Source organism: Microbacterium trichothecenolyticum (assembly GCF_030818955.1).
In the GTDB taxonomy this organism is placed as follows: domain Bacteria; phylum Actinomycetota; class Actinomycetes; order Actinomycetales; family Microbacteriaceae; genus Microbacterium; species Microbacterium trichothecenolyticum_B.
This window is the reverse complement of sequence record NZ_JAUTBF010000001.1, coordinates 1,822,575-1,838,278: the sequence shown is the minus strand read 5'-3', so window position 1 is coordinate 1,838,278 and position 15,704 is coordinate 1,822,575. Positions and strand designations below refer to the sequence as shown.

At 71.3% G+C, this 15,704-nt stretch carries 14 protein-coding genes and 1 pseudogene; 9 read left to right on the top strand and 6 right to left on the bottom strand.

Annotation, left to right across the window (positions count from 1 at the left end; translation table 11 throughout):
- Positions 1-63 precede the first annotated feature (63 nt).
- The 4 genes and pseudogenes from QE412_RS08775 to QE412_RS08760 all read left to right on the top strand — a co-directional run bounded on the left by QE412_RS08775 (position 64) and on the right by QE412_RS08760 (position 5,091).
- Positions 64-585 (top strand): DUF3817 domain-containing protein, encoded by a 522-nt coding sequence (locus QE412_RS08775; RefSeq protein ID WP_307482404.1) that lies wholly within the window; start codon positions 64-66, stop codon positions 583-585.
- Positions 582-2,163: pseudogene (gene guaA / locus QE412_RS08770) on the top strand (glutamine-hydrolyzing GMP synthase). The gene QE412_RS08775 and the pseudogene guaA overlap by 4 nt, the downstream one beginning before the upstream one ends.
- A gap of 317 nt (positions 2,164-2,480) precedes the next feature.
- Positions 2,481-3,704 carry an MFS transporter gene (locus tag QE412_RS08765; RefSeq protein WP_307482402.1) on the top strand — a complete coding sequence of 408 codons (1,224 nt, stop codon included), beginning with the start codon at positions 2,481-2,483 and terminating at the stop codon, positions 3,702-3,704.
- A 25-nt stretch (positions 3,705-3,729) separates the two neighbouring features.
- Positions 3,730-5,091 (top strand): glycosyltransferase, encoded by a 1,362-nt coding sequence (locus tag QE412_RS08760; protein ID WP_307482399.1) that lies wholly within the window; start codon positions 3,730-3,732, stop codon positions 5,089-5,091.
- A 2-nt stretch (positions 5,092-5,093) separates the two neighbouring features.
- Here QE412_RS08760 and QE412_RS08755 read toward each other — a convergent pair whose 3' ends face one another.
- On the bottom strand, positions 5,094-5,807 hold the full coding sequence (locus QE412_RS08755; protein WP_307482396.1) for an MBL fold metallo-hydrolase: 714 nt from the start codon (positions 5,805-5,807) through the stop codon (positions 5,094-5,096).
- A gap of 73 nt (positions 5,808-5,880) precedes the next feature.
- Between QE412_RS08755 and QE412_RS08750 the strand changes: the two genes are divergently transcribed.
- Entirely contained in the window at positions 5,881-6,438 is a 558-nt protein-coding gene (locus QE412_RS08750; protein ID WP_307482393.1) for a TetR/AcrR family transcriptional regulator, read from the top strand.
- Here the strand turns inward: QE412_RS08750 and ligD are convergent.
- Both ligD and QE412_RS08740 read right to left on the bottom strand, forming a co-directional pair.
- Positions 6,378-7,634, bottom strand: coding sequence for a non-homologous end-joining DNA ligase (ligD, locus tag QE412_RS08745; protein WP_307482390.1), 1,257 nt, complete (start codon positions 7,632-7,634; stop codon positions 6,378-6,380). The genes QE412_RS08750 and ligD overlap by 61 nt on opposite strands.
- 338 nt (positions 7,635-7,972) lie before the next feature.
- Complete coding sequence (locus QE412_RS08740) at positions 7,973-8,842, bottom strand: Bax inhibitor-1/YccA family protein (RefSeq protein ID WP_307482387.1); 870 nt, start codon at positions 8,840-8,842, stop codon at positions 7,973-7,975.
- Between the two features lie 142 nt (positions 8,843-8,984).
- Here QE412_RS08740 and QE412_RS08735 point away from each other — a divergent pair, with 142 nt between their 5' ends.
- The 4 genes from QE412_RS08735 (at position 8,985) to QE412_RS08720 (ending at position 13,111) form a co-directional block, all read left to right on the top strand.
- A complete protein-coding gene (locus QE412_RS08735; RefSeq protein ID WP_307482384.1) occupies positions 8,985-9,965 on the top strand; it encodes a glycerophosphodiester phosphodiesterase family protein in 981 nt (326 codons plus the stop codon).
- A 49-nt stretch (positions 9,966-10,014) separates the two neighbouring features.
- Positions 10,015-10,944, top strand: a complete 930-nt coding sequence (locus QE412_RS08730; RefSeq protein ID WP_307482380.1) for an NAD(P)/FAD-dependent oxidoreductase — start codon at positions 10,015-10,017, stop codon at positions 10,942-10,944.
- Between the two features lie 98 nt (positions 10,945-11,042).
- Positions 11,043-12,029: an ABC transporter ATP-binding protein gene (locus QE412_RS08725; protein ID WP_307482378.1), complete on the top strand. Its 987-nt coding sequence runs from the start codon at positions 11,043-11,045 to the stop codon at positions 12,027-12,029.
- Positions 12,026-13,111: an ABC transporter permease gene (locus QE412_RS08720; RefSeq protein ID WP_307482376.1), complete on the top strand. Its 1,086-nt coding sequence runs from the start codon at positions 12,026-12,028 to the stop codon at positions 13,109-13,111. Before QE412_RS08725 ends, QE412_RS08720 begins: the two co-directional genes overlap by 4 nt.
- A 240-nt stretch (positions 13,112-13,351) precedes the next feature.
- Here the strand turns inward: QE412_RS08720 and QE412_RS08715 are convergent, their stop codons facing one another.
- The 3 genes from QE412_RS08715 to QE412_RS08705 form a co-directional block, all read right to left on the bottom strand.
- Positions 13,352-14,188, bottom strand: a complete 837-nt coding sequence (locus QE412_RS08715) for a DUF72 domain-containing protein (RefSeq protein ID WP_307487105.1) — start codon at positions 14,186-14,188, stop codon at positions 13,352-13,354.
- A complete protein-coding gene (locus QE412_RS08710) occupies positions 14,185-14,373 on the bottom strand; it encodes a hypothetical protein (RefSeq protein ID WP_307482374.1) in 189 nt (62 codons plus the stop codon). Before QE412_RS08710 ends, QE412_RS08715 begins: the two co-directional genes overlap by 4 nt.
- A 280-nt stretch (positions 14,374-14,653) precedes the next feature.
- The gene (locus QE412_RS08705; RefSeq protein WP_307482372.1) at positions 14,654-15,664 is read right to left on the bottom strand and encodes a GTP-binding protein; all 1,011 of its coding nucleotides are present in this window, start codon (positions 15,662-15,664) and stop codon (positions 14,654-14,656) included.
- Positions 15,665-15,704: the final 40 nt, after the last annotated feature.

The window sequence follows — 15,704 nt, the reverse complement described above, 5'->3', positions numbered from 1 at the left end:
TGCACGGGGCCCGTCGCCGACGAGCGGCGGGCCCCGTGGCATCCCACGACTAGACTGGCCTTCATGCCCCGCGCCCCGAAGCTCGCCTCGTTCCCGGCGATCCGCGGAGCCCTGAAGTTCTACCAGGTCTGCTCGATCATCACCGGCGTCGGCCTCTTGCTGCTCGTCGCCGAGATGATCCTCAAGTACACGCCCCTCCACGTGGAGCTGTTCCTCGGCGGATCGGGTGGCTTCCTGTGGTTCGCGGATGCCGTGCCCGGACCGGACTGCCAGTGGTTCTCGCTGTTCGTGCCCGGTGGAAGCGGCTGCGAGATCCTCTCGACCGGTGACGGCGTGAACGTCTCGCTCGCCATCCTCGTCGCGCACGGCTGGTTCTACGTCGTCTACCTCTTCTCGTGCTTCCGCGTGTGGAGCCTCATGCGGTGGCCGTTCCGTCGGTTCGTGTTCCTCGCCCTCGGTGGCGTCGTGCCGTTCCTCTCCTTCTTCCTCGAGGTGCGCACCGCCCGCCGCGTGCGCGCCTACCTCGCCGAGCGCGAAGCCGCCACGGCATCCGCTCCCGTTCCCGCCCCGGAAGGCAACCGGTGACCGAACAGACCGAAACGTCCCAGCGCCCCGTCCTCGTCGTCGACTTCGGCGCCCAGTACGCGCAGTTGATCGCGCGCCGCGTGCGCGAGGCCGGCGTGTACAGCGAGATCGTGCCGCACACCGCCACGGCGGAGGAGATCGCCGCGAAGAACCCCGTCGGGATCATCCTCTCGGGCGGCCCGTCGTCGGTGTACGAAGACGGCGCGCCCAGCCTCGACGCCCGGGGTGTTCGACCTCGACGTGCCGACGCTCGGCATCTGCTACGGCTTCCAGGTCATGGCGAAGGCCCTGGGCGGCGAGGTCGCGAACACGGGCCTGCGCGAGTACGGCGCGACCGATGCCACGATCGTGACCGAGGGCACGCTGCTCGAGGGGCAGCCGGTCGAGCAGAACGTCTGGATGAGCCACGGCGACCAGGTGTCCCGCGCCCCCGAGGGCTTCGAAGTGCTCGCCCGCACCGCGCACACGCCCGTCGCCGCGTTCGCGAACGACACCCGTCGCATGTACGGCGTGCAGTGGCATCCCGAAGTCAAGCACTCCGACCACGGCCAGCACGTGCTGGAGAACTTCCTGCACAAGGCCGCGGGCCTGCCCGCCGACTGGAACAGCGGCAACGTCATCGCCGAGCAGGTCGAGCGCATCCGCCAGCAGGTCGGCACCGGCCGCGTCATCTCCGCGCTCTCGGGCGGCGTCGACTCGGCCGTCTCGACCGCCCTCGTGCACGAAGCCGTCGGTGACCAGCTCATCGCCGTGTTCGTCGACCACGGCCTGCTCCGCCAGGGCGAGCGCGAACAGGTCGAGAACGACTACGTCGCCTCGACCGGCGTGAAGCTCATCACCGTCGACGCGCGCGAGACGTTCCTCGAGGCCCTCGCCGGCGTCAGCGACCCCGAGCAGAAGCGCAAGATCATCGGCCGCGAGTTCATCCGCGCGTTCGAGAAGGTGCAGGCCGACCTCGTCGCCGAGGCGAAGGCCGAGGGCGAGCAGGTGCGCTTCCTCGTGCAGGGCACGCTCTACCCCGACGTCGTGGAGTCGGGCGGCGGCGCCGGCACGGCCAACATCAAGAGCCACCACAACGTGGGCGGACTTCCCGAAGACCTGCAGTTCGAGCTCGTCGAGCCGCTGCGCACCCTCTTCAAGGACGAGGTCCGCGCGATCGGCCGCGAGCTGGGTCTGCCGGAAGCCATCGTCGGCCGCCAGCCCTTTCCGGGGCCCGGTCTTGGCATCCGCATCGTGGGCGAGGTCACCGCTGACCGTCTCGAGATCCTGCGTGCGGCCGACGCCATCGCCCGCGCCGAACTGACCAAGGCCGGCCTCGACGACGAGATCTGGCAGTGCCCCGTCGTGCTGCTCGCCGACGTGCGCTCGGTCGGGGTGCAGGGCGACGGCCGCACCTACGGTCACCCGATCGTGCTGCGTCCGGTCTCGTCGGAGGACGCGATGACGGCCGACTGGACGCGTCTGCCGTACGACGTGCTCTCCAAGATCAGCAACCGCATCACCAACGAGGTGAAGGACGTGAACCGGGTCGTGCTCGACGTGACGTCGAAGCCGCCGGGGACCATCGAGTGGGAGTGAGCTGCGGCTGACCCCGCCTCCGCTACGACGCCGTCGTTTGGCCCCTCCGCCGGACGACGGCGTCGGCGTTCTGGCGCTGAGGTTTGGGGCGGGGTTCGCCGCTCGGGGCGCGAGAAGTGCGCCCCAGAGCGCGGGATGCGCCCCAAACCGGGGCTTGCCGCGGCATCGGGGGCAGCTGGGCGCAGCCGGAGGAGGTGGCGCAGCTGGAGGACGTGGTGCAGCCGGAGGAGGGGGAGCGGGTCGGATAGGCTGGCGACGTCGGCGACCGCCCCCGGGAATGAACCGGGCTCGTCCGGCCAGAACGGTACAGGTCTCACATGGCCCGTCTCGACTTCTCCGGCTATCGCGAGGTGCTGCGCACACCCGGAGCCCCGTGGTTCACTCTCGCCGGATGGGTGGGACGTTTCCCTCGCGGAACGCTGAACCTCGGCATCACCCTCCTCGTGCAGGTGGCGACCGGGAGCTTCGCGCTCGCCGGAGCCGTCGCCGCGGCGTATGTCGTCGGCATGGCGGTGGCGGGACCGCTCTGGTCGCGGCTCATGGATCGCCGCGGGCAACGGTCGGTCCTGCTCGCCGCCGCGGCGACGCTTGCCGTCTCCACCGCCGTCCTCGTCTCGGCCGTGCTCGCCGAGACCCCGGTCGTGCTCTGGTTCGTCCTGTCATTCGTGGCCGGTGCTGTGTCGGTGGACGTGGGACCCGCCGTCCGCGCACGGTGGAGCGCCCTGGTCGCACCGGACAGGCGTCACAGCGCGTACGCCCTCGAGTCGATCGCCGACGAGAGCGTCTTCGTGATCGCGCCGCCGCTGCTCACCCTGGCCGCCGCCCTGTGGGCGCCTCAGGCGGGCCTCGTCCTCGTCGTGGTCGTCGGTTGTGTCGGCCTGGTGTGGCTGGGGCTGCTGCGCCGCTCTGAACCACCTCACACCGCGCGGAGCGAGCGGCGACAGCGGCTGCTGCCCCCGGCCGGCATCCTTCCCGTCACCGTCGCGTGGATCGGTGTCGGTGCGATGTTCGGATCGTTCGACGTCACGAGCATCGCGTGGGGCGACCGGACGGGCTCGCCCTGGCTCGCCGGGGTCATGATGGCGGCCCTCGCGGTCGGCAACACCGCCGGAGCGCTCGTCTACGGCGCGCTACGGCTGAAAGCCTCCCTGCGGACGCGCTGGCTCGTCGGCAGCGCCCTGCTCGCGGTCGTCTGCCTCGCCCTGCCGCTGGCCGCGGACGGGCTGCTCGCCCTGCTCGCTGCGGCCGCGGTGGGGGCGGTCATCGGGCCCGTGCTCGTGGCCGGGTTCGCTCTCGTGGAAGCCCGTGCCGACCGCGATCGCGTCACCGAGCTGTTGGCCTACCCGTCCCTGGGCGTCGGTGCCGGCATCCCGCTCGGCTCTACCCTGGCCGGGATCGGACTGGATGCCGCCGGTCCCGTGGTGGGTTTCACGGTCATGGCCGTCAGCTGCGTCGCGATCGTCGTACTCGGCGGGCTCGGCGAGGCTCTTCTGGCGATGCGGTCGTGGGGCGTCCCCGCCCGCCGACGCCGCTCGGCGTGAGCGGGCGGTGCGCGAGGATGGGAGCGTGACGTTCTTCCCCGATGCCTGGTACCTCATCCTGTCGAGCCGGCTCGTCCCCGACCTCGACGGGGGCTACACGATCTCGACCCTCGCGCGGGCGCGGCAGATGGCCGCGGCGGGCGCGTCACCGCTCCTGCTGACCGTCGACCCGGGCACGGCGGAGGCCCACGCGCAGCATCGCGCCGTCTTCGTCGAGCGCGGTGCCGCCGCGGCATCCGAGATGTTCCGAAACCTGTTCGACGAGGCAGTTGCGCCCGACGGAGGGGCGGCGGAGTGGCTCCGAGCAGCCGCCGCCCCGGGCGAAGCGGACCCCTCGCTCGAGTATCGAGAGGTGGCGGGAGGCGCGGTCGCGCTGCCCAACGTCGTCGACCCCGACTGGCACCTCACGACCGCGCCGATCGTGATCCGGGATGCCGCGGGCGAGCCCGTCGGCATCGTCGCGGGGTTCGGCGCGCTGTATCGGGCGTGGCTGACGCATGTCGCCGCGGACCTGCGCGCGGAGGACGACCGCCCCGTCGTCATCGTCTGCGAGTCGCGTCAGCTCGGCGAGCTGATCGTCGGTTGGGGCGACGAAGACGTGCGGATCGTGCACACGGTGCACACCATCCACCTGGAGCCGCCCTATCGAGTGGATTCCGACCTCAACGGGTTGTGGACGCGGTGGTTCGAGATCTCGCCCCGCTTCGACGCGGTGCTGTGGCCGACGGCGCATCAGCGGGACGACGTGCGCGGGCGCTTCGGGTCCGCGGCGAACGATGTGGTCGTGCCGCACGCGGTGACGAGACCCGGCGTCGTGGTGCCTGCCGACGCGCGGGAGGAGGGCCTCGTCGTGGTGCTCGGGCGCCTGGCTCCCGGCAAGCGCCTCGCGCCCGCCATCCGGGCCTTCGCCCGGGTCGTCGCCGAGGTGCCGGCGGCGCGACTGGAACTGTGGGGCGAGGGCGCACAACGCGCTGAACTCGGGGCCCTGGTCGAGGAGCTCGGACTCGGCGACGCGGTGTCGTTGCCGGGGCTCACGACCGATCCCGGTGCGGTCCTCGACCGTGCCGCCGTCTACCTCACGACCTCGGCGTTCGAGGGGCAGGGGCTCGCTCTGGCCGAGGCACTGGCGCACGGGACACCGGTCGTCGCCTGGGACATCCGCTACGGCCCGCGCGACATGCTCGCCGGAGGCGGCGGCATCCTGGTTCCGGACGGCGACGAGGACGCGCTCGTCGATGCGCTCGTGCGCGTGCTCACCAACACCGACGTGAGGGAGCGTTTGTCGATGGAGGCGCAGGATGCCGCAGCGACGCTGACGCCGGCACGGGCGATGCAGACGCTGGCCGCGGCGTGCGCCGAGGCCCTGTCGCGGGAGCGGCGGCGCTGACCTCAGGCGCGCGCGGCCTCGCGGACGGCGCTCACGGCCGCGGACGGTGAGCCGCGGAACGCCGGACCGTGCCCGGGGAGGACCCAGTCGGCGTCGAGATCGGCGATCCGTGCCAGCGACGCGAGGGCCTCGGCCGGGTCGTCGGTGAAGGGCGCAGGCCCAGGTCCCGTCCGGCCGGTCAGCACGTGTCGGGTCGTGAGGGCATCTCCGACGAAGACGGCGCGGACCTCGGGGGAGAAGACGGCGATGCTGCCCGGCGAGTGCCCGGGGATCGTGATCACCCGGGGCACGCCGGGGAGATCGAGCGTCGCGTCGTCGTCGAGGGGGACCACCTCCGTCAACCACTGCGGACGCATGCCTTTGCGGACACCGAACGCGGCGAAGCGCACGAGCGGACCGATCCGTACCGGACCGACCGGGGTCTTCGGTTTGTCGCCACCCCGGGCGCGGTCGGCATCCGCGGAGTGGACGAAGACCGGGATGCCGTGGTCCCGGCGGAGGCGCTCGGCGAAGCCGACGTGGTCGCTGTCACCGTGGGTGAGGATCACGGCGCGGATGTCATCGATGGGGCGGCCGATGGCATCCAGCTCTCGCTTCAGGTCGGAGAACATGCCCGGGAGCCCGGCGTCGATCAGTGTGATGCCGTCGGGGGTGGCGATCAGGTAGGAGGCGACGATGTCGTTGCCGAGGCGGTGAAGGGAGGGGGCGAGCTGCACGACGGGCCTTTCGAAGGATGGCTACGGGCAGTAGCCATGATAGCTTATGCGTATAGCTATGAGGGGAGGGGAGATGCCCACACCGGAACGCACCTCGATCGGTGAGATCGTCGACGAGGCGACGCGCCTCCTGGACGCGGGCGGACCGGCCGCCGTCACCATGCAGGCCGTGGCCAGCGCCGTCGGGGTCAAAGCCCCCTCGCTCTACAAGCGCGTACGCGACCGCGACGCGCTCCTGGCGATGGTGGGTGCCGCGGCAGCCGACGACCTGGCCCGCCTCCTCTCCGACGCCGGCCAAGATCTCGGAGCGATGTTGGCCGCCTTCCGTCGCTTCGCCCACGCACGACCGGAAGCCTTCCGGCTCCTGTTCACGACGGCCGTCGACCCCGACCGTCTCGCGGCCACGAGCGAGCCGGTCCTGCGCGCGGCGGCGTCCCTCGTCGGTGACGAGCAGGCGCTGGCCGCTGCGCGCCTGGTGACGGCGTGGGCGACCGGGTTCGTCACGATGGAGCTCGCGGGCGCGTTCCGTCTCGGCGGCGACCTCGACGAGGCCTTCGCCTACGGCATCCGTCACCTCGTCGGCTCGCTCGTCCCCCCTCCGGAAGCCGAGCGGCCGGCCCACGGGTCGTAGTCGGCGATCAGGTCTTCCTGCCCCGGGCGCTCGGCATCCGGAACGTGCTGCAGGTTCACGCGCACGCGGTACCAGAGCGAACTCGAACCGCGCATGCCGTCGACGAGCACGTCGGCGGGGTGGAGTGCGGCCGCCGCGTCGGGATGCCGTGATCTCCAGGTCTCGAGGGCGTCGAGCGCCTCGGGCTTGGTCTTGGTGCGGGCGACCTCGATGAGGGGCATGGTCGAGGCACGGCGGCCCGAGCCGTCGGACCGGCGCGGGGGCTTCTCTGCCGGGTTGAGCTCCCTCGCGAGGACGAGGAGGGCGTCGAGCGATCCGGCCGTGTCGTCGATGCCGGCGTGCGGATCGCCGATCGCGCGGAAGCGCTCGGGCACGGTGAGGACCGTGAACTCTTCGGGGCGGCGGCTGCGCACTTCGTCCCAGGCGAGCGGGGTCGAGACGCGGGCGTCGGGGAGGGCGCGGATCGAGTAGGCCGAGGAGACGGTGCGGTCCTTGGCGTTCTGGTTGAAGTCGACGAAGACGCTCTCGCCGCGTTCCTCCTTCCACCATCGAGCTGTTGCGAGCCCGGGCGCGCGGTTCTCGACCTCGCGGGCGAGTGTCTCGGCAGCCAGGCGCACCTCGGTGTAGCCCCACTCGGGGCGGATACGCACGAGGATGTGCAGGCCGCGCGATCCCGAGGTCTTCGGCCAGCCGATCAGGCCGTGATCCTCGAGTACGTCGCGGGCGATGAAGGCGACGTCGACGATCTGCGACCAGTCCACGCCCGGCATGGGGTCGAGGTCGACCCGGAGCTCGTCGGGGTGATCGAGGTCCTGGGCGCGCACGGGGTGCGGGTTGAGGTCGAGGCAGCCGAGGTTCACCACCCACGCCAAGCCCGCGGCATCCCGGATCACCGTCTCTTCGGCGGAGGTGCCCGAAGCGTAGCGGAGGGTCGCGGTGTCGATGAAGGCCGGGCGGTTCTCGGGCACGCGCTTCTGGAAGAACGGCTCCTGGTCGAGGCCCTTCGAGAAACGTTTGAGCACCATGGGTCGGCCGGCGGCTCCGCGCAGGGCGCCGTCGGCGACGGCGAGGTAGTACCGCACGAGGTCGAGCTTGGTGAGTCCCGGCTCGGGGAACACGACGCGGTCGGGGCTCGTGACACGCACCTCGTGCCCGTCGACGTCGAGGGTCACGGGCACGGTCTTCGCCTGACTCATGCCGCGACGTTAGCGCCGGGGCGTGCGCTCACGGCACCCCTTGCGGTGGGGTGGGCGGTGGGCGTTGAGTGTCCAAGACACGCCGTGTGGGTGGGGGCGGATACGGCGTGTTGTGGACACTCGACCTGTTGCGGGCGGGAGGCTGGCGGCGGGTGGGGACGAGCGGCGGTGACGTGCGCCGGTCGACGACGCCGGTCAGACCCACGCATAAACGCGATTCGCGCGCATAAACGCGCTGTGCCCGCGTTTATGCGCGCCGATCGCGTTTATGCGTGAGCTTCCGACCCAACGACGAAGGGCCGCCCCGAACGGGACGGCCCTTCGCGCGGATCGGTGCGTCAGTTGTTGCCGCGCAGGATCGCGATCATGCGCAGGATCTCGACGTACAGCCACACGACGGTGACCATGATGCCGAAGGCGCCGACCCAGCCGTACACGCGGGCAGCGCCGTTACGCACGCCGCGCTGGATCTGGTCGAAGTCGAGCACCAGCGAGTAGGCGGCCATGATGACGACCAGCACACCGATGATCAGGCCGAGCGGGATGCCGGCGACCTTCATGCTGTACAGGCCGAACGCGCCACCGGCGATCGGGGCGTTGAAGAACATCAGGCCGAGGTTCAGGAGGCTGAAGACCAGGTAGCCGACCATCGCGATCATGAAGATCTTCGTGGCGCGGGCCGACGCGCGGATCTTGCCGCTGGCGAACAGCGCGAGGGTCACACCCACCACCGACAGGGTGGCGAGAGTGGCCTGCAGCACGATGCCGGGGAAGATGAACTCGAAGAAGGCCGAGATGCCACCGACGAAGAGTCCCTCGAACGCGGCGTACGCGATGAAGACGGGGACCGACGGCTTCTTCTTGAAGGTCGCGACCATCGCCAGCACGAAGCCGACGAGGCCACCCACGATCATGGGCGCGGCGCTCGGGTTCGGGTTGGCGACGCTGACGCCCGCCATCGACCAGATCCAGCCGACGACGGCGGTGACAACGAGGATGCCGAAGAGGGCGAGCGTCTTCATCACCGTGTCTTCGATGGTCATGCGACCGGTGTCGACGGCGCTCGCCGACGGGGCCGCGTATGCGCCTTCGATCGTTGCGGCGGCGGCGGGATCGACGGCCGGGGGCGGGCTGTAGCGCGTCTGAGCGCCACCGGCTCGAGGGTCCTGGAACGCCGGGGTATTGAAAGCCGGGTTGTTGAGGGCCACGGGAACTCACACTCCAAAGATGGTGATCACAGCACCGTGCTGTCAGACAACACTAGCCGAGTAAGCCGTCGGATTCCTTGTGATGACTGGGATTCTGCTATGAGCGATGCGGGCGTTCACCCGCTGTCGTTAGCGTGAGCGCGTGACCCTCGTCATCGGCCACCGCGGCGCCCCCGGATACCTTCCCGAGCACTCACGTTCCTCCTACGCGCGGGCGGTGGCGGCCGGTGTGGATGCCATCGAACCCGACGTGGTGCCGTCGAGCGACGGCGTGCTGGTCGTGCGCCACGAGAACGAGATCAGCGCGACGACGGATGTGGCGGCGCGGCCGGAGTTCGCCGACCGGCGGACCTCGAAGTCCGTCGACGGGCGGCGGCTCGCAGGCTGGTTCACCGAGGACTTCACCTGGGCGGAACTGCAGACGTTGCGCTGTCGCGAGCGCATTCCGGCGATCCGTCCCGCGAGCGCTGCGCACGATGACAGTGAGCCGGTGCTGCGGCTGCGCGATGTCCTCGACCTGGCCCGAGACGCCGGCATCGGCGTCGTGCTCGAGATCAAGCACGCGGCGTCGTTCGAGCGGCTCGGGTTCGACATGGCCGCGCTGGTTTCGGCCGAGTTGCGCGAGGCCGGATGGGCGGATGCCGTCGACGCGCTCGTCATCGAGTCCTTCGAGCCCGTCGTGCTGTCGCGGCTGCGGGAGCACGGCATCCGGGTCCCCCTCGTGCAGTTGATCGAGGCGGAGGGAGCCCCCTGGGATTCGCGGGAGCGCGATGGCGACGACGCCGTGAGCTATGCCGCGATGGTGACGCCGGCCGGCCTCGAGGCGCTCGCGCGGGAGGTCGACGGGATCAGCGTCGACAAGCGTCTCGTGCTCGCCCCGGATCGACTCGGCCGTGCGCGGGGACCCGCTCGATTCGTCGACGAGGCGCGAGACCGTGACCTCCGTGTCTTCGCGTGGACATGCCGCCCGGAGAATGCGTTTCTCCTGCCCGCATATCGCCATCCGGGCGGCGAGGGCGTGCGCGGCGGCTACCGCCGCGAGTGGGCCGTGCTGCGCGACGCGCACCTCGACGGCGTGTTCGTCGACCACCCCGACCTGGGAGTGGAGTTCTTCCGCGAGTGAGGTGCGCAACCCCGCCGCTCGAGGAGATGTTCCGGGCGAGGATGACGGCATGACGGTGGACGTGACGGTGGTCGGCGGTGGGATCTCGGGACTCGCGTGCGCCCGGGCGATCCGGGATGCCGGGAGGTCGGTGCGCGTGCTCGATCGTGGGCGGCGCGTGGGCGGGCGCCTGTCGAGCCACACGATCGACGGGCGGGTGGTCGACCTCGGCGCCTCGTACGTCGTCGTCGGCGAGGCGGAACGGTTCGGCCACGTCGTCGCGGACTGGGAGGAGCGCGGGCTCGCACGCGCGTGGACCGACACCTTCGCGGTGATCGGCTCCGATGGTGCGCGCAGTCCGAAGCCCGGGCCGATGCGCTGGGCTGCGCCTCTCGGGCTGCGATCCCTCGCCCTGGATCTCGCCGACGGCCTCGACGTCGTCTCGGGGCGTGTCGTCGAACGGGTCGAGCCGTTCCGCGTCGACGGAGAAGACGCCGGAGAGGTGGTGCTCGCGATGCCGTCGCCCCAGGCCGCTCGCCTGGTCGGGGAGGTGCCCGGTGGGCAACAGGAGTGGGAGCCCGTCATCGCGGTCGTCGTCCGATGGGATGAAAGGCAGTGGGATGCCGACCTGCATGGCGCCTTCGCAGAGGGCGACGCCGACGTATCGTTCTTGGCAGACGACGGCGACCGGCGGGGCGACGGTGCGCCCGTGCTGGTCGCGCACACCACCGCCGAGCGCGCGCGGCGCCATCTCGACGACCCGGAGGGTGCGATCGCACCGGTGCTCGCCGCCACGCGCCGACTGCTGCGCATCGATGTCGAGCCGGTCTCCGCGCACGCCCACCGGTGGACGTTCGCCCGCCCCGCGCGGGCGACGGGGGAGCCCTTCTTCCGGTCCGCGGGGCTGTCGGTGTGCGGCGACGCCTGGGGCGACAGTGCGGCGGTGCGCACCGCGTGGGCCTCGGGCGACGCGTTGGGGCGCCTTCTCTCGGCATCCTGAGCCGACGGCATCCGACGTGGGGTGTCGGTCAGGCGCGGTCGAAGCGCCCTGTGGAGACTCGACCGCGCATGTCGGCGGGCCCCTCTAGGGTGGGGGCCATGGATGCCGGTATCGCGGTCGCGGGGGTCAGACGCTCGTTCGGCGCGGTCGCCGCCGTCAAACAGGTGACATTCACGGCCGCGCCGGGGCGGGTGACCGGTCTGGTCGGTCCCAACGGCTCCGGCAAGACCACGCTCATGCTCATGCTGGCATCGCTGCTCCGCCCCGACGAGGGCGAGATGCGCATCGGCGGCGTCGACCCCGTCGCCGACCCGGCCGGCGTGCGGAGCATCCTGGGATGGATGCCAGACTCCCTGGGCGCGTGGCCGAGTCTGACGTCGCGAGAAGTGCTGGTGGCGACGGCCCAGCTCTACGATCTGTCGCGCGAAGCCGCCCGCGCCCGGGCCGACGAACTGCTCGCGCTGGTCGATCTGTCGGCGCTCGCCGATTCCCCCGCTCGGGTGCTCTCGCGCGGACAGAAGCAGCGACTCGCCCTGGCCCGCGCGCTCGTGCACGACCCGGGTGTGCTGCTGCTCGACGAACCGGCATCGGGACTCGACCCCCAGGCGCGGATCTCGCTGCGCATCCTGCTGCGTCGCTTGGCGGCAGAGGGCCGCACGATCCTCCTCTCCAGCCACGTGCTGTCCGAGCTCGAAGAGGTCGTCGACGACGCGGTGTACATGGTCGAGGGCCGCACAGTCGGTGACGATCGTGTCGCCGCAGCATCGGCGCGGATGCGCGTCTGGCGTGTGCGGCTCGCGACAGACGCGTCGCGTGCCGTCGAGGCGGGGCGCCTCGACGTAGCCGCAGCCCTCGGCCGCACGGCTGACGACATCGGCGTCGACCGGCGCGACCTGCTCGTGCCGTTCACAGACGATGCCGGTGCGGTGGCCGGCCTCCGCGCCCTGGTCGCGGCGGGCACGCCCGTCGTCGAGTTCGCCCCCGCGGTGGGCGATCTCGAGCATGCGTTCCTCGATCTGGGGGCGGACGCCCCCGGGCACCACAGCGCTTCCCGAGCCGCCGACGACGATGGGAGCCATCGATGAGGCCTCTCCGCCTTCGCACGATCATCGGGATCGAACTGCGCCAGCGGGTGCGCTCGGCGGGGTGGTACGTGCTGCTGGGCATCTTCGCCGTGATCCTGTTGGGCGTCATGGTGCTCTCGTTCGCGGCCTTCTCGCTCTGGACCGGCGGCAATGAGTGGTTCTTCTCGCTCGTCATCATGCTTGTGCTGCTGCTCGTACTACTGGTGTCGCCCACCCTCAGCGGCAGCGCCGTCAACGGCGACCGCGATGCCGCCACTCTCGCACCCGTGCAGGTCACGCTCGCGACGACGACCGAGATCGTCCTCGGCAAGTTCCTCGCGGCGTGGATCTCGGGGTTGGCGTTCCTCGTGGTCGCGGTGCCGTTCCTGATCGTGTCGACTTTCGCCGGCTCGTTGAACCCGGCCGTCATCCTGAGCTCGCTCGGCATCCTGATCGTCGAGGTCGGCATCGTTGCGGCGATCGGGGTCGGCTTCAGCGCCGTCGTTGCACGACCGATCTTCTCGGTGGCGGCCACGTACCTCGTCGTCGCGGCTCTCGCTGTGGGAACCCTGATCGCCTTCGGACTGGGTGGTGTGGCCCTGCGGTCCGAGCAGGTGACCATCAACCGCGACGTGGACTGGGACGCTGTCCCCCCAGGGTGTGAGCCCGGTGGCACGACGAGGTACGCCGATTGCCCGAGCTACGACCAGCTGGCGTGCGTCGAACGCAGCTCGGTCAACGAGATACCTCGTTACGACCGCGTGTGGTGGTTCCTCGCGGCGAACCCGTTCGTCATCCTCGCCGACGCCACCCCGCCGACGTACCGCGACGGGTATCCGAGCGACATGTTCTCGAGCATCGCGTCGGGGGTGCGCTCCGCCCAGATCGCCCCGGAACCGACCGTCACCTACGACTCGTGCGCGTCCGCGAGCGGATACATGCAGCCGTACTCGACGACCGAGGAACAGATCGCCGGGACCGCGCCGAGCTGGTTCGTGGGGCTGCTGCTGCAGGCGGTCATCGCGGGTGGTCTGCTGTGGTGGGGTGTCGCGCGCACGCGCACGCCTGCCAAACGTCTGCCGCCGGGCACTCGTATCGCGTAGCGGGCCGCGTCGCCGGGCCGCTGCGGGCCCGCCAGCCAAATGCTCGGCTGGTGCGGCGCTGGCGTCGGCTGCTGCGGCCTCGGCGCGAGCGCGGCCCGCGATCGTTGCCTCTCGGGGGTCGTCGGACACCACGTGGGGCGCTCCTTCTGGGGTATCGGCTCTGCGGTGTCGGCTCCGGGGTATCGGCTCTGGGGTGTCGGCTGTGCGGCGTCGGTCGGGGGTGAGGCGGGCGGCAGCTGCTCAGGGCAGACGGCCCGCGAGAGCGACCGCATCGTGCGGGGCCCGGCCTCGGGCGTCGTTGTCGAAGTAGACGTACACGTCGCGGGGGTCGGCATCCGGGGTGGTCGACCCGTCGAGCCATCCGCGGATACGGGCGGACCAGGCGTCGAGCTCGTCATCGGTGTAACCGCTGGCGTACAGCTCGCTCGACCCGTGCAGACGCACGTAGACGTGGTCGGAGGTGACGGCGTCGAACGCCGGCCATCGGCCCGCGGTGTCGGCGAGGACGAGCGACACGTCGTGGGCGCGCAGCAGCTCGGTGGCGCGCGGATCGGCGAAGCTCGCCGACCGCGGCTCGAGCGCGTGTCGCAGCGGTGCGTCGTCTTCGATCTCGAGCCAGTCGCGTCCGTCGAGGCGCTCGTCGTGCTGGCGCGCGAGAGCGAGGGCGTCACCGGTCGTGCGGGGAAGCTGCGTGAGAAAGGCGTCGAGCACGTCGGCGTCGAACGCCACGCGCTCGGGCAGCTGCCAGAGGAACGGTCCGAGGGTGTGGCCGAGAGCGAGCACGCCCGACGCGAAGAAGTTCGCCAGGGCCGTGTGCGCACCCGTCAGTCGCAGCATGTGCGTGACGTACCGCGATCCCTTCACCGCGAAGACGAAGTCGGCCGGCACGTCCTCGCGCCAGCGCCGGTAGCTGGTGGGCCGCTGCAGCGAGTAGAACGACCCGTTCAGCTCCACGCTCCGTAGACGTTCACCCACGTACGTCAGCTCACGCCGCTGTGCCAGACCCGGTGGGTAGAAGTCACCCCGCCAGCGCGGGTAGCGCCAGCCCGAGACGCCGACGTACGCGCTCGCGGTCAGGCGTGCCCCTCGGCGGCGGGGAATCCCGTACCGCCCTCGGCGTCGCCGGTGTTGTCGTCGAGGTCGACGTGCTCCTCGGACTCGGCGGCGTCTTCGCGGACCTCGTCGGTCACGGCATCGGTGGGGGCGGCGGAGTCGGCGCGGGCGTCGTCGGCGTGGCGGGCGGGGATGTCAGGAGTGCTCATGCGCCCACGCTGCCCCACCGGTCGCCCGGCGTGAACCGGCTTGCGCCGACGCGTGCGGGATGCCAGGGGCCGCGCGTGGCGGCGGGTGTACGGGATGTGCCGGGGTCAGCGCGCGGCGGTGTGTGCGCGGCGGTGTGTGCGCACGCGGTGTGTGCGCACGCGGCGGTGGGGCGGGTTCGTGGGTCGGGGGGGCGTGGCGCGCGACTGTGCGAGGCGTGGCGCGCGACCGTGCGAGGCGTGGCGCGCGACCGGGCGGGGCGCGTGCGGGGCGGGGCGTGCGTCAGTCGGTGGGGTCCGGGAGGGAAGACTGCACCGCGGGCCAGGCCGGCAGCGGATCTTCGAACGCCGTCCAGGTCGACACACCGGCGGCGAACTCGTCGTCGGTGAGCGCGGCCTGGTCGAGGATGTGCGCGAGTTTCGGTGCCGACAGGTCGAGACCGGTGAAGGCGATCTCCTGACCCATGCCCATGCGCCCGTCATCGGCGCCGAGGGGCTCGATCCACATGGCCGATCCCACGTGCTCCCAGCGGGCCAGGATGCCGGGGCGCGAAGCCAGCCGGCAGAATCCGGCCGAGCGCACCAGGCGTCCGGCGGCGCCCTCGTCGAGGCGGTCGAGCGCGGCCGAGAGACGCGCGGAGTGGAAGGGGCGCAGTTGCTCGTACCGCAGGGTCATCACCCGGTTGTCGCGCATGTACGGGTCGTGCTCCCCGTTGAGGGTGCGCACCCACCCGGCTCGCTCGAGGATCTCGCCCTCGTGCGATGCCTCGGGGTGCAGATCGCTGAGCGGATCGCGCGTGAGCCGGACCACGGCCAGGGGATTGAGGTGCGACGCCAGAGCCATCTGCACGGCGAGGGCCGCCGTCGGCACCTTGTCCCAGTTGATCCAGACGATGCGGGTGGCCAGCTCCAGTGCGAGAGCTGCTTGTCGCGCACGCGCGCCGACGTCGCCGCGGGTGTCGCCGGGTGGGGCGGATGCCACGAGCGCGGCGTCGTCGAGCAGATCTCCGACCATGTGCCGAGCGTCGACGACGCAGACCGCCTCGACCTCGGCGGCGCCGCGCGCGGTGATCGCGTGGATCAGGTCGACGTCGGTGCCGAGGTCGATCACGACGTCGTCGCCGTCGGTGCGGGTCCGCGGGTTCGGCAGGGCATGGGCGGAGCGAAGGTCGGCGGAGCGCAGGTCGGCGTGACGCAACAGCTGCAGCGGGCGGGCGAGGGCCGCGGCGGTGCGTTCGGCGTAGGTACGGCGTTCGGGGGCGCAGACGCCCATGATGGCGATCGTTCGGCGCATGGCATCCACCTCTCGTTTTGTCAGGGAGCTCTCGACACCC

Bases quoted from the DNA above. Each gene is read 5' to 3' on its own strand.
- QE412_RS08775 (WP_307482404.1), top strand. From the start codon at position 64: ATGCCCCGCGCCCCGAAGCTCGCCTCGTTCCCGGCGATCCGCGGAGCC.
- QE412_RS08710 (WP_307482374.1), bottom strand. From the start codon at position 14,373: ATGAGCACTCCTGACATCCCCGCCCGCCACGCCGACGACGCCCGCGCC.
- QE412_RS08720 (WP_307482376.1), top strand. From the start codon at position 12,026: ATGAGGCCTCTCCGCCTTCGCACGATCATCGGGATCGAACTGCGCCAG.
- QE412_RS08705 (WP_307482372.1), bottom strand. From the start codon at position 15,664: ATGCGCCGAACGATCGCCATCATGGGCGTCTGCGCCCCCGAACGCCGT.
- QE412_RS08750 (WP_307482393.1), top strand. From the start codon at position 5,881: ATGCCCACACCGGAACGCACCTCGATCGGTGAGATCGTCGACGAGGCG.
- QE412_RS08765 (WP_307482402.1), top strand. From the start codon at position 2,481: ATGGCCCGTCTCGACTTCTCCGGCTATCGCGAGGTGCTGCGCACACCC.
- QE412_RS08730 (WP_307482380.1), top strand. From the start codon at position 10,015: ATGACGGTGGACGTGACGGTGGTCGGCGGTGGGATCTCGGGACTCGCG.
- QE412_RS08725 (WP_307482378.1), top strand. From the start codon at position 11,043: ATGGATGCCGGTATCGCGGTCGCGGGGGTCAGACGCTCGTTCGGCGCG.
- ligD (WP_307482390.1), bottom strand. From the start codon at position 7,634: ATGAGTCAGGCGAAGACCGTGCCCGTGACCCTCGACGTCGACGGGCAC.